Source organism: Saprospiraceae bacterium (assembly GCA_026129545.1).
Taxonomy (GTDB): Bacteria; Bacteroidota; Bacteroidia; order Chitinophagales; family Saprospiraceae; genus M3007.
In genome coordinates, this window is the sequence record JAHCHX010000001.1 from 3,195,429 (window position 1) to 3,208,345 (window position 12,917).

The 12,917-nt window shown below is 48.2% G+C and carries 11 protein-coding genes; 6 read left to right on the top strand and 5 right to left on the bottom strand.

The annotated features are described in order from the left end of the window. Positions 1-143 precede the first annotated feature (143 nt). Together KIS77_12445 and KIS77_12450 are read left to right on the top strand one after the other, a co-directional pair. Positions 144-758, top strand: a complete 615-nt coding sequence (locus tag KIS77_12445) for a TetR/AcrR family transcriptional regulator (protein ID MCW5923152.1) — start codon at positions 144-146, stop codon at positions 756-758. A gap of 726 nt (positions 759-1,484) precedes the next feature. Continuing rightward, entirely contained in the window at positions 1,485-4,085 is a 2,601-nt protein-coding gene (locus KIS77_12450) for a carboxypeptidase-like regulatory domain-containing protein (protein MCW5923153.1), read from the top strand. Positions 4,086-4,105: 20 nt separating this feature from the next. Here KIS77_12450 and KIS77_12455 read toward each other — a convergent pair whose 3' ends face one another. The 5 genes from KIS77_12455 to KIS77_12475 all read right to left on the bottom strand — a co-directional run bounded on the left by KIS77_12455 (position 4,106) and on the right by KIS77_12475 (position 7,914). After that, positions 4,106-5,167, bottom strand: a complete 1,062-nt coding sequence (locus KIS77_12455; GenBank protein MCW5923154.1) for a VOC family protein — start codon at positions 5,165-5,167, stop codon at positions 4,106-4,108. A 162-nt stretch (positions 5,168-5,329) separates the two neighbouring features. Beyond that, the gene (gene rplI / locus KIS77_12460; GenBank protein MCW5923155.1) at positions 5,330-5,800 is read right to left on the bottom strand and encodes a 50S ribosomal protein L9; all 471 of its coding nucleotides are present in this window, start codon (positions 5,798-5,800) and stop codon (positions 5,330-5,332) included. Between the two features lie 97 nt (positions 5,801-5,897). After that, positions 5,898-6,167 carry a 30S ribosomal protein S18 gene (gene rpsR, locus KIS77_12465; protein ID MCW5923156.1) on the bottom strand — a complete coding sequence of 90 codons (270 nt, stop codon included), beginning with the start codon at positions 6,165-6,167 and terminating at the stop codon, positions 5,898-5,900. A 127-nt stretch (positions 6,168-6,294) separates the two neighbouring features. Continuing rightward, complete coding sequence (gene rpsF, locus KIS77_12470; GenBank protein MCW5923157.1) at positions 6,295-6,726, bottom strand: 30S ribosomal protein S6; 432 nt, start codon at positions 6,724-6,726, stop codon at positions 6,295-6,297. 99 nt (positions 6,727-6,825) lie between these two features. Further along, positions 6,826-7,914, bottom strand: a complete 1,089-nt coding sequence (locus KIS77_12475) for a COX15/CtaA family protein (protein MCW5923158.1) — start codon at positions 7,912-7,914, stop codon at positions 6,826-6,828. Positions 7,915-8,564: 650 nt separating this feature from the next. Here KIS77_12475 and KIS77_12480 point away from each other — a divergent pair. The 4 genes from KIS77_12480 to KIS77_12495 all read left to right on the top strand — a co-directional run bounded on the left by KIS77_12480 (position 8,565) and on the right by KIS77_12495 (position 12,903). Next, a complete protein-coding gene (locus tag KIS77_12480; GenBank protein MCW5923159.1) occupies positions 8,565-9,242 on the top strand; it encodes an SOS response-associated peptidase in 678 nt (225 codons plus the stop codon). An 88-nt stretch (positions 9,243-9,330) separates the two neighbouring features. Beyond that, complete coding sequence (locus tag KIS77_12485) at positions 9,331-10,506, top strand: thiolase family protein (protein MCW5923160.1); 1,176 nt, start codon at positions 9,331-9,333, stop codon at positions 10,504-10,506. 124 nt (positions 10,507-10,630) lie between these two features. After that, positions 10,631-11,650: a pirin family protein gene (locus tag KIS77_12490; protein ID MCW5923161.1), complete on the top strand. Its 1,020-nt coding sequence runs from the start codon at positions 10,631-10,633 to the stop codon at positions 11,648-11,650. 143 nt (positions 11,651-11,793) lie between these two features. After that, complete coding sequence (locus tag KIS77_12495) at positions 11,794-12,903, top strand: alpha/beta hydrolase fold domain-containing protein (GenBank protein MCW5923162.1); 1,110 nt, start codon at positions 11,794-11,796, stop codon at positions 12,901-12,903. The last annotated feature ends 14 nt before the right edge of the window (positions 12,904-12,917 follow it).

Below are 12,917 nucleotides of genomic sequence, written 5' to 3' on the forward strand. Positions count from 1 at the left end.
TCAAACATTGGATTGGCCGGGATTTTTCTATTGTTGTCAAATTCACCATTCAAAGTTTAAACATTTATTTAAAAATATCCTTTGGCCCCCTGTTGCCTCTTTCATAGAAGTTGAGGCAACTTTGCGCCATAAAAAAACTGCTTATGCCTAACTCGGAATTGAGCACGGAAGAAAAAATCAAGGACGCAGCAAAAAAAATCTTTTTAAAGAAAGGATTTGGCAGCGCCACCACCCGCGATATCGCGGAATGCGCCGACACGAATATAGCCTTGGTGAACTACTATTTTCGCAGCAAGGAGAAACTGTTTCAGGAAGTCTTTCGGGATAGCTTCACTGAGACTTTTATGCCCGTAACACGCATTTTAAACGACGACTTGCCACTCGAAGTCAAAATCTACAAGTTTGTGGACCACATGACCGAGTTGCTCAAACGAGACCCGCTGCTCCCCATGTTTGTCTTGAGCGAAATGCGTGGGGAAAATTCAAAAATTTGTGAATCATTGACCGAATTGCAGCAGCAAGGCTCCAGCCGCTTTCAGGCACAACTCCAAGAAGAAGCAGAGAAGGGAAATATTAGAAGCACCAACTTCGAACAAGTAGAACTTAGCCTCATGGCTATGGTAATCTTCCCCTTCCTCAGCATGAATATGATAAAAATGAAAAAGAACCTCAGTACCGAAGAATTCCACCAGCTCGTGGACGAACGCAAAAAAAATATCCCCGAAATGCTCTTAACCTACCTCCGACAAAAGGGGTAATATTTTTTTGCCCCATTATTAAACAAATATTTAAATTTTTTATTTAAAACGAAAAATAAACTCATCCCCCCTCGCCAAACCACATCAGTCTTGCAATCCTCTACATACGCAAATCTTCGTATCCATTTTACGAAATACCGCTGAACAGTCGAATGTAATCCGCCCCGCACCTTTGCCTTGCAAAAACGGAGGCACCAATGCCCCCGCACCTTGTTGACTTCCCAATATGTTTTTTTCGGCCATTGCTTTTCACTGACTATTTCCACCTTCTCGCTGCACATAAACGCCCGTTCACGAGAAACAAATTGCCTAAAAGAAGCATGAGCACCACCTTTGGAAGACGAGTGCAAACACTTTCAACCAAATTAAAATTGGACATCAAGCCCCCGAAGATAAATCCATATGTTCACCAGCATCGTACATGAGAGGCTTTCAGCAAAATTCGCCGAAAAAACAGTGCTCCTCACAAAAGAAATAGGTGAGTTGGTCTAATAACACGGCCTTTCGAGAAACTAAAAACATGCCCAAACGCTTTTGAACAAACATTTAAATTTTTTGGTCAAAAAAATTTAAAAATCACACTGGGCTGCAACATTTCTCCTTTTTTGAAAGTCTATTGCTACCATTTCTAACAATTCGCTCCAACATTAGAACACCAGCATGTTAAACAAACTTTTAATCCAGCATTAAAAAACAGAACCCATCACTTTCGTCATGTCTGCAATCATGGAAACTCCAACCAACGCTTTCTTCCTTCGCCTCGCCAACCTAATTTTATTTGGCTCGCTGCTTCTTTTTGCCATCCCATCTTCGGCACAAACCACCACAACTGCCAGTGGCATCGTTGTGGACGCATCCACCAGCGAGCCACTTGCTTTGGCTACCATTCGTTTTGAAGGAAAAAATGTAGGCGGCATCACCGACGCTGAGGGCCGTTTCAAGGTCGAAATCAACGAACCAGCCAATCGCCTGACAGTGACGTACATGGGCTATGAAACCGCCGTCGTCAATCTTCGCCCCGGTCAGGCCAATGCTGGGCTGAGTGTCCGCTTGGAAGAAGCCAACAATACGTTGAAGGAAGTCGTGGTGCGAAATGAAAAGTACCGAAACAAGGGCAATCCGGCGGTGGAACTTATTCAAAAGGTAATTGAACACAAATCTCAGAATCGGCGAGAGGGGTTGGATTTCTACAACTTCGAACAATACGAGAAAGTGGAGTTCGCCATCAACCACGTGGACGACCAATTGCGCAATGGGCTTTTGTTCCGCAGGATGCAATTCCTTTTCGACAATGCCGACACCAGCGCCTCAGGGGTGGTCAGTTTGCCGTTCTATCTCTACGAACGCCTTTCAGATGTTCACTACCGCAAAAGCCCTCGTGAGGAAAAAACCCTTGTAAAAGGAGAAAAGAGCACTACCGTTCCCGGATTTTTCGATGAGCAAGGCATCTCCAGCTATGTGCAGAATATGTACCAGCAAGTGGATATCTACGACAACCGCATCAATTTGGCTACCGTCGAGTTCGTCAGCCCGCTTGCCTCGATTTCCCCGAATATCTACCGGTTCTACATTCAGGACACTGTGACGATGAAGGAAACACAGGCGGTTCGTTTGTACTTTGCTCCACGAAACAAGTCCGACCTCGCTTTTGAAGGAAATATGTGGGTGGCACTTGATGGCTCCTACGCGGTGCGAAAAATAGAACTGGGTGTGCCAAAAGGCATTAACCTGAACTGGGTGAGCGACCTAACCGTCGAACAGGAGTTCGACTGGGTGGAATCGAATGATGGTCTTGTAGGCACCACACGAGGCTTGATGCTAAGCAATGACATCGTAGTGATGCAGTTCGGGGTTTCGAAGGACACCACCCGCCGAGGCCTCATCGGGCGCAAAACGACATCTTACCGTCAGTATTCGCTCGGCCAGCCGATTTCCAATGGGGTGTTCAAATTCAGCGGCAACACTCGCTATGAAAAAAATGCTTCCGCCCAAAACGAGCAATTCTGGGTGGAGCATCGTCATGTGTCACTCAGCGAAAGAGAGCAGGGCATCCAAAAAACCATTGACACCCTGAATAATCACAAGCCATTCAAACGCTTTATGACAGTAGCCCGCATCCTTTTTGAAGGTTATCACACGGTCGGGGGTGGAGGCTTTGACATTGGGCCAGTCAATACATTTTACAGTTTCAACGAGGTGGAGGGTTTTCGCGCTCGCTTCGGCGGACGCACGAATATGAGCTTCGCTCAAAACTTGCAATTTGAGGGTTATGTGGCTTACGGCACAAAAGATGAGCGCATGAAGGGCAACGCAACTTTCACCTATTCTCTGAACAATCAACAGGTTCGGCGTTTTCCGCTCCATCAGATGAAAATATGGTATCAAGACGACGTGAAAATTCCGGGTCAGGAACTTCAATTCGTGCAAGAGGACAACTTTTTGCTTTCGTTCAAGCGTGGCGTAAACGACAAGATGATTTACAACCGCGTGCTTGGAATGGAATACCTTCGGGAAACCCCTTCCCACTTTTCATATTCCATAACCCTTAAAACAGAGCGCCAACGCCCAGCGGGCGCACTCAACTTCCAGTATGGGGAAGTGGAAAATCTCCAATTTGACCCTGATATTCAAACTACGGATTTTGGCGTGTTCTTGCGTTACGCCCCCAATGAGAAATTTTATCAAGGTGCCACCTATCGCACCCCGATTCTGAACAAGTACCCTAAGTTCAGCCTTTGGTACAACCTCGGCGCCAAGGATGTGCTCGGTGGCGAACATGCATATCACTCAGTGCAAGCGAAGGTCGAAAAAGTCTTCTACACCTCGCCTTTCGGATGGTCGCAAGTCGTGTTGGAAGGCGGTCGTGTTTTTGGCACCTTGCCTTTCCCGCTTTTGAAAATCCACCGCGCCAACCAGACATACGCCTACCAATTGGAGTCGTATAATTTGATGAATTTCATGGAATTCGTGAGCGATAAGTACGCGTCAATCAATATGACACATACTTTCGGCGGATTTTTTTTCAATCGGGTACCCCTATTGAAAAGACTGAAATGGCGTGAAGTAGTGTCATTTAAAGGACTTTGGGGAGGCCTCGATGAAACGAATCGCCCTACCGCCGAAAATGGGTTGCTACATTTCCCGACTGCTCCGAATGGCACACCGCTGACTTATACGCTGGAAAAACAACCATACATGGAAGCCAGTGTGGGCGTGGCAAACATCTTTAAAGTACTGCGGGTGGACTATGTGCGCCGCCTCAATTATCTCGAACACCCGAACGCGCCCAGTTGGGGCATTCGCGCAAGGTTTAAAGTCGAGTTTTAGAGTGCCTCGCGCTCCCAAAGTTACTTGTCTTTCACCCTCCCTAACCCCAACGCCCTAAGCATCCATGTGGGCAAAGGTTTCTCCGGCTTACTGCGTTTGCGCAAATCGAGATACCAGCCCAACTTTTTCATTATCGGGATTTTGTGCGTCTCCACGAACTCGATAAGCGTGCCGTCAGGGTCCTCGATATAGGAAAAATAGCCCGCCGCCTCGCCCATATCGAACGAGCCGCTCGAGTCCACCGTGAAGACGTGGCCTTTTTCGGCGCAAAACTTTTTCATCTCGTTCATGCCCGTGATATCAAAACACAGATGGATAAAGCCCAAATCGCCCCAATAGCGCTGCTCGTAGATTTTGCGCGGCTGGCGTTCGAGGCTCTGCACGAGCTCGATTTCCGTGTCGCCAAGCATTCGACTGAACGGCCCTTTGCGTTTTTCGGCGTGGCGTAGGAGTACCCGACGATAGCGGTCAAAACCACCGTCCACACCGTGCCAATCAGTAAAATCGTCTGTCTTGTCGTACACAACTATTTCGTAGCCAAGAACTTCTGAATAAAAATTTACCGAACTGCCCATGTCGGAAACTCCGATAATGGCACCATATACACCCCCAGTCAGGTATGGCTGGCTTTTGGAAAACCAATCATATGCTTCTACGATTTCAAAAGTGTTGCCCCAAGGGTCTTTCGCAAAAAAGTGTTCTTGTCCGTCAGGGCGAGCGATAGGTGTGCTCAACATATTCACGCCGCGTTTGCGCAAGTCATGGAAACAAGCCTGGACATCTTTGCATTTGATTTTCGCGATGAAAATACCGAGGTCGCCAAGTTGAGTCTGGAAGGCGGATGGCATGGGTGTGCGGCCGGTGTACTGCCATATTTCAAGGCCACCTCCGCCCTGTAGATTGAGCGCGAGAATAGCGTGTCGCGCCTGCGGCTGGCCGCCCGTATAAGGCAGCATCAGACCAGCCACAGCAGCTTCTTCAAAAATTGGAACATCGAAACCAAAGTGCTGCCGATACCATTTGAACGCTTCCTGAACATTGGCCACACCGACACCAACTTGCTGAATACCAGAAATAAACATGAAGTAATTGCGATTTCAAATTGTGAATTGAAGTTTTTTGAAGCAGGCAAAAGTAGGCTGACAAAATATGTGTGCGTCTATTTTTTGAGAAAAAAGAAAAGAGGCAAAACCAGCTTGTTCTGGCTTTGCCTCTTATGTAAAAACAACGCGATAGAGCGGCGACTAATCTGCGGTCTCGTCTACCTCTTCTTTTTCGGCGACGACCTCAAACTTGACCTCTTGCACCACTTCTGGGTGAAATTTTACGGTAGCAGAATAGGTGCCGAGCTCTTTTACCTCGTCGGGCATTTCGATGATGCGCTTATCTGCTTCCACGCCTAATTCTTTGAGCGCGTTGACGATGTGCTGTGCCGTCACAGAGCCAAAAAGACGTCTCGATTCGCCAGCCTTTGCAGTAATTTTCAGGGTAGTGTTGGCAATTTTTGCAGCCATTTCCCGAAGAGCAGAGACCACAGCCGCTTCTTTCTTGGCCGCTTGTTTTTTCATGCCTTCGAGTTTGGCAAGGTTCGTCTTGTTGGCCACGATAGCCAGACCTTTAGGGAGCAGGTAGTTGCGGCCATAACCGTCTTTCACTTTGACGACATCATGCTTGGCACCCACCTTTTCGATATGTTCGAGCAGAATGATATTCATTACTGTTGAATTTGAATGTTGAAAGATGTTGGATAGGGTTGTTGCATTCGCGTTTCAGTTGAGAAAACCGCAGAAGGCAATTCCCCCGAAACCGCTTTTACTTCATCAAGTCGGCCACGAAAGGCAGCATGCCCAAATGACGCGCGCGTTTGACAGCAGTAGCTACCCGACGCTGATACTTCAGGCTATTACCTGTGATACGTCGCGGCAACAATTTGCCCTGCTCGTTGATGAATTGCAGCAAAAAATCGCTGTCCTTATAGTCAATGTGTTTGATTCCAAACTTGCGGAAACGGCAATATTTTTTGCGGCGAAGCCCGATTTTCGGGTTGCTTAAAAATTTAACGTCTTCTCTTGAAGCAGCCATAATGTGGATGTTGTTTGCTGATTGCCCAGAAGTTCAAGCCCTCATTTTATAGCGGCCTAAGCCTCTGGACCAAATTGAGTGATGGTGGTTGTCGTTTGCGTTGACCCTGAGAGACTGTGAAGAAACCTTAATCTGCATCAAGGTCAACCACTTCTGGCGCGGGCACCAATTCTTCGACGGCAGCATTTTCAGCAGCGACGGGCACCTCTTCTTTCTTCTTCTTCACCCCGATTCGGCCGTTGCGCTTGTCGTCGTTGTACTTGATGCCGTATTTGTCGAGTTTAACGGTGAGGAAGCGAAGCACGCGCTCGTTGCGCTTCAGGTTCAACTCGAACTTGGACAACCAATCAGCGGCCTCGCAGCCAAACTCAATGGTGTAATAAACGCCCGAAGAGCGTTTGTTGATAGGGTAGGCCAGCTGCCGAATACCCATCTCGTCCACCGCTACGATAGTAGCCCCAAAACCTGTAAGTTCTTTTTGGACGTGTTCTGCTGTCGCTTTGACTTCATCGCCCGACAGCACTGGATCTACGATGAAGGTGACTTCGTAATGTCTCATTATCAGTCAGTTGTAAAAAAAGAAATGAACTTTTTGAAAAAACGGCTGCAAAAGTAGAAACTCGCGCCGGGATGAGCAAGGAAAGTTCAAAGTTTTCTTTTACGAACCTCGAATTTCGAGGCGACGACCCGACATCTGATAGTTTACATAAAGCAATACCCCAAAAAGCAGCACAGCCCCAGCCTGATGCAACACTCCCAAATCCACAGGAATGGCACCCTGACAGTTAATAAGCGTGACAATACCCAACAACACTTGCACTAGCAATGCCGCAACTAACGCCACAACGCCAGTGCGCAGGTCGCCTGTCACGATGATTTTTCTCATTCTCCATGCGAAGTACAAAACCATGAAAGTAAGCAGGTAAGCCGTATTTCTATGCAAGAATTGAATTAATGCCGGCATAAAGGGATTAGTGTCATAATGAATGAAACTATCCGCCACCCAATGGCTACCGTCGAGCAAGATGGCAGGGAAGTATTCTCCTTTCATATCGGGCCAAGTTGGGTAAAAAAGACCTGCTTTTGAACCTGACATCATGGCTCCAAGTGCTATTTGAAAAAATGCTATCCCTACCAGCCACCAGCCCATTCGCCTCAATGAATTGTTGGCGAAGCCTGGTGGCTGGGGCCGGTACGCAATGAAAATGGTCCAGAGCAGATAGCCGAAAATCACCAACGCCATGCAAAGATGAAGAGTAAGGTTGTACGCATTCACCCACGGACGGTGAATCAAACCACTTGCTACCATAATCCAGCCAAAAAAGCCTTCCAAACCAGCTAAAACAACCACCACGATTAGGTGCAACATCAACCGTCGAGACAGCATGCCTCGCCACAAAAACCACAAGAAAGGAAAGATAAACACCAGACCCATCAACCGCGCCCACAAGCGATGGAAGTACTCCCAGAAATAAATAAATTTAAACTCACTTAGGCTCATTCCCCTGTTAATCTTTTGATATTGAGGAGTTTGTCGGTATAGTTCGAATTCCGATTCCCATTTTGCCTCGCTGAGAGGAGGGACGCTGCCTGTCACTATTTCCCAGCGAGTGATGCTCAACCCACTGCCCGTCAGCCTTGTGATGCCACCAATTACCACTTGCATGGCTATCATGCACAACCCCACGATGAGCCAAATTTTTACTGCGCGTGGGGTGCGCTCTTCTTTCGCGTATTTCATTTTCATCGCATTGCTTTTTTAAAAACAAAACAAAAGTAGAACCCTTCTCCTTTCCATTTTCCGCAAGAGCAGTATTCCCTTATAAGTTTTAATAAGTTTAAATTTCTTTGCCTTCGGCCATCATTAGGCCTGTTAGTTTGTGGATAACCTTGCAACTGTTTATTCCTTTTTCGCTTTCCATGACAGTTACCCGTTTCATGCACACATTCTCCACGCAGTTGCGTCTTTACAATCAATAGATTGTGACGTTTTTCACATCTTGTGCCGCCATTGTTTAAAAACCCTGTGTTTGATTATTCTTTGATCGCTCGTGTGTGAATCTTTGTAGCATAATCATGCCTGTACTCACACACATCGCTCTCCGTCACTCATTCGTTGGGCATAACTCGTACGCGATTGTGAGTAGGGGTGAACAACAACTGGTTTTTTCCACATCTTTCAACACATAGTTCTCATTGACCATCAAAATCGTAAGTATATTATTTTTTTTATTGTTTAAAACTTGTCGAAACAATCTGTGTTTATCCCAAAAAGCCTGAAAATGAATAAATTGTTAATTTTGACCTCTCCAAAACCTAACAAGGTTTGTCTAAAAACGGAATCACTTCCTAAAAGTATTGCCAAACTCAAAACAAAAATCCCCTCATTGCGCAATTATGTGTGGTCGTTACTCTTTTGCTCCCAAACCCCAACAACTCGAAGCCCGTCTGCGTGATGCGAAACGCCCAGAACTAAAAATTAGCTATAACATCGCACCGACCCATCAAGGATATGTCATCGCCAACGATGCGCCACGCTCACTGCAGGCAATGGAGTGGGGGCTCGTGCCTCATTGGAGCGCAGATGGCAAGAACAATGGTAAATTGATAAACGCCCGCTCAGAAGGTATCGAAGAACGACCGTCGTTTCGGGAGCCGATTCAGCGTAGGCGTTGCTTGGTGCTCGCCGACAGTTTTTATGAATGGCGCGCCGAACCCGGCGGGCGAAAAATTCCCTACCGCATCTTTTTGAAAAATGGAGACCTGTTGTTTATAGCTGGCATTTGGGATGAGTGGAAAAAGATGGGCGAGACGAGGCGAACCTTTTCTATTGTCACCACTCCACCCAATCTTGAAATGTCGGCATTGCACAACCGTATGCCCGCCATTCTGCTCACCCAAACCATGCAAGAACATTGGTTGTCCTCCCTTCCAGCAGATGAAGTACTCACCATGCTGCGTCCAATAGCGGACGGCTCGTTGGCAATGTATCGGGTTTCCGAGAAGCTGAACAAACCCGACTACGACGAACCAGACTTGCACGACGCGCTTCCCGAACAACCAACTTTGTTCTGAAAAAATAATCTTTTGGCTCGTTTGGCTGTTACAAGGCAAGTCCAATATGTTTGCAAAAAAAGCAACCGTAAATATCCAACCACCCACCATGCAAGAAGCATATATTATTGCCGGATACCGCTCCGCAGTCGGCAAAGCTGGCAAAGGCGGATTCAAATCATATCGCCCTGACGACTTAGCCGTTGATGTTATCAACCACCTTTTAGCTTCCGCGCCTCAACTCGACCCCAAAATGGTGGACGACTGTATCGTGGGGTGCGCCAATCCAGAAGGTGAGCAGGGGCTTCAAATCGGTCGCCTCATTTCCGTTCGTGCACTTGGCAAGGATGTGCCGGGCATGACCGTCAATCGCTATTGCGCCTCAGGGCTCGAAACCATTAGCATTGCTGTGGCCAAAATCCGTGCAGGCATGGGTCATTGTTATGTGGCTGGCGGCACCGAGAGCATGTCATTCATCCCGATGACTGGCTACAAACTTGCCCCCAACTACAACATTGCCGCAAATACACCCGATTATTTGGTGGGCATGGGTCTTACTGCCGAAGCGGTGGCCAACAAGTGGAATATCAGCCGTGAGGATGCAGATGCTTTTTCCGTTCGCAGCCATCAGCGCGCTGCGGCTGCCATAGATGCAGGCAAGTTTAAAGATGAAATCGTGCCGGTAAAAGTCACCGATGTTTGGGTAGAAAACGACAAGCGCAAAGAGTCGTTCCATGTTGTTGACACCGACGAAGGGGTGCGTCGCGATACCTCTCTGGAAGGGCTTTCGAAACTTAGACCAGCATTTGCGAGCGACGGCAAAGTGACGGCAGGAAACTCCTCTCAAACCTCCGACGGTGCGGCATTTGTGCTGGTGATGTCGGAAGAACTGATGAAATCGTTGGGCTTAAAGCCAATTGCCCGTTTGGCCGCTTGCGCCGTGGCGGGAGTGGAGCCGCTCTACATGGGCATCGGCCCTTGCTCAGCTATCCCTAAGGCATTGAAGCAGTCAGGGATGAAACTCGACGATATTCAGGCAGTGGAGCTCAACGAGGCTTTTGCCGCACAAGCCCTTGCAGTCATAAGAGAAGCGGGGCTGAATCCCGACATTGTCAACGTGAATGGAGGTGCTGTGGCACTTGGCCATCCACTTGGCTGCACGGGAGCCAAGCTCACGGTGCAGATACTCAATGAAATGCGTCGAAGCAATCAAAAGTACGGCATGGTGACGGCATGTGTTGGCGGCGGTCAAGGCATAGCTGGCATTTTTGAAAGGTTGAACTAATTCACACATCGTCATCATGGATAATAGAAGAGGATTCTTGGCTAAACTTTCACTTGGCATCCTTTCCATATTGGGGCTGCCCATTAACGGCGGGACCAAAATACGCAACAACAAGAGCAGTTCTATGCTCAACCCAATTCTGGATGTTAAGCCAATGGGATTCAGCTGGGAAACACTTGACCCGTTCTTATTCTGCGTGCATCATGAGGACAAATTTCCGAAAGGCAACGAAGAAATGGGGCCTGCCGTCTCGTTGAAAGGGCGGTCGCTTGGTGATGATTTCATCATCAAGGATGGGTGGCGAATGTATCACGGAAAAAAAGTGCCGGGCTTTCCAGGACACCCGCACAGAGGGTTTGAGACCATTACTGTGGTGCGCCAAGGCATGGTTGACCATGCTGATTCGATGGGAGCATCTGGCAGATATGGCGAAGGCGACGTGCAATGGATGACCGCCGGCAAAGGGGTTCAACATTCTGAAATGTTTCCTTTGTTGAAGACAGATGAGGAAAATCCAATGGAGCTTTTTCAAATCTGGCTCAACCTGCCCAAGAAAAACAAGATGGTGGAACCACATTTCAAAATGTTGTGGGGCAGCAAAATCCCCAAGCCCAAACATACCGACACCAGTGGCAAAACAACAGAAGTAGAGGTGATAGCAGGCAATTTGCATGAGCATATCGCGCCCGCGCCACCGCCTGACTCTTGGGCTGCCGATGCCGCAAACGAGGTGGCCGTTTTCAATATCAAAATGGAAGTGGGAGCCACGTTCACATTGCCAAAGGCCAGTGTGGGAATCAACCGTGCGCTCTATTTTTACATGGGCAATAACATTACATTGGCTGGTACCTCGATTGAAAAATACCACTCTGTGGTGGTGAACGCCGCCGTGGACTTGAGCATCGCCAACACAGGCGACGACGAGGCGCGCATCCTCGTCCTGCAAGGCAAGCCCATTGGAGAAACGGTGATTCAGTATGGACCATTCGTGATGAACACCAAAGAAGAAATCCAGCAAGCATTCGAAGACTACCATGCCACCAAGTTTGGAGGATGGCCGTGGAAACGATACGACCAAGTACATGACCGTTCCGAAGGCAGGTTTGCCCGACATTCGGACGGCACATTTGAGCAGGGGGCTTGATAGACATTGAGGGAAGGGGGGGCTTGCAGCCAATGTTTTGTACCAATATATTTAGGTTGCACATCCCCTTTTCCATTCTATTCTTTAAACGAAACCACCCACTCATGCGTTTTATGCCTGTTTTTTGAACAAGCAGCGACGCAATGGCAAAGCAAACCACCTCCTCCATCATCGGCAGTTTTCGTTCCATCACCTTGACACGGGTGGTTCGTGTTTTTTCCCCTCTTACGCCTTTGTTGTTTAGGGGTATTTTTGCCACAGCGCAAGACACACCTTATCCCGGCCAGCCGCTTACCGGGCCGGGTGGAGCGGAATACATCCATTCATCTGTAGCATTTTTTGATGCCGCTGCGGAAGCAGACGGCTACTGGCTTTTTGAGCCAGCCAACCCCAAACCAGACTCGGCAGAGGTGGTTGTGTTTCTGCATGGCTATGGCGCATACAATCCGATGGCTTACGGAAAATGGATAAAACATCTGGTGGCTAAGGGCAACATCGTGATATATCCGCGCTATCAGAAGAACCTTATGTGGCCTCGGCCAGAGGCCTTTCCTCAAAATGCGGCCATTGGCATCCGTAGAGCATTGGCTGAATTGCAGAAAGAAGAGCGCGTGAAACCGAAAACGGAAAAAGTGGCCTACATCGGCCACTCTTATGGCGGGGTCATTGCGGCCAATTTGGGCGTGAACTGGCAAAAATATGACATACCAAAACCCGCCTCCATGCTTCTTTGCGAGCCGGGGTCAGGGCCATTCAAAGGCGCTCGCTTGTCGGATTATTCAGCCTTGTCGGACGATTTGCAAATGGTAGTGGTGGTGGGTGAGGATGACTATGTGGTGGGCGATGAGTTTGGCCGTCTTGTTTTTCATTCGGCTATCAATACTCCTCAACGCAACCTCGTCATCCAACGTCGCAGCACCGACGGTCGCCGGTGGATAAGCGCCTCCCATTCAGAGCCTTATTGCTACGACCTCGATTTTGATACGGGCGTGCGCAATTACACCTCTAAAAGAGTACTCTATACCTCTCGCCTCAACGAAGTAGATTTCAATTGTTATTGGAAATTTGCCGATGCGCTCATGGAATCCACCCGCAACGGCTGCTACACCGAACTGGCTTTGGGCAATACTCCTGACCAACGTTGGCTGGGTTGCTGGCCCAATGGAAAACCTATGCGAGAGTTGGAGGTTTTGTTGCCCGGGGGTGTTGAAAGTGAAACCGCGATGCCCCATTCCATACCTTTGGACAGATGACGTGTGTTAGTCTC

Coding starts and splice junctions, on each gene's coding strand:
- KIS77_12480 (MCW5923159.1), top strand. CDS start 8,565: ATGTGTGGTCGTTACTCTTTTGCTCCCAAACCCCAACAACTCGAAGCC.
- KIS77_12490 (MCW5923161.1), top strand. CDS start 10,631: ATGCTCAACCCAATTCTGGATGTTAAGCCAATGGGATTCAGCTGGGAA.
- rplI (MCW5923155.1), bottom strand. CDS start 5,800: ATGAATATCATTCTGCTCGAACATATCGAAAAGGTGGGTGCCAAGCAT.
- KIS77_12445 (MCW5923152.1), top strand. CDS start 144: ATGCCTAACTCGGAATTGAGCACGGAAGAAAAAATCAAGGACGCAGCA.
- KIS77_12475 (MCW5923158.1), bottom strand. CDS start 7,914: ATGAAAATGAAATACGCGAAAGAAGAGCGCACCCCACGCGCAGTAAAA.
- rpsR (MCW5923156.1), bottom strand. CDS start 6,167: ATGGCTGCTTCAAGAGAAGACGTTAAATTTTTAAGCAACCCGAAAATC.
- rpsF (MCW5923157.1), bottom strand. CDS start 6,726: ATGAGACATTACGAAGTCACCTTCATCGTAGATCCAGTGCTGTCGGGC.
- KIS77_12485 (MCW5923160.1), top strand. CDS start 9,331: ATGCAAGAAGCATATATTATTGCCGGATACCGCTCCGCAGTCGGCAAA.
- KIS77_12450 (MCW5923153.1), top strand. CDS start 1,485: ATGGAAACTCCAACCAACGCTTTCTTCCTTCGCCTCGCCAACCTAATT.
- KIS77_12495 (MCW5923162.1), top strand. CDS start 11,794: ATGGCAAAGCAAACCACCTCCTCCATCATCGGCAGTTTTCGTTCCATC.
- KIS77_12455 (MCW5923154.1), bottom strand. CDS start 5,167: ATGTTTATTTCTGGTATTCAGCAAGTTGGTGTCGGTGTGGCCAATGTT.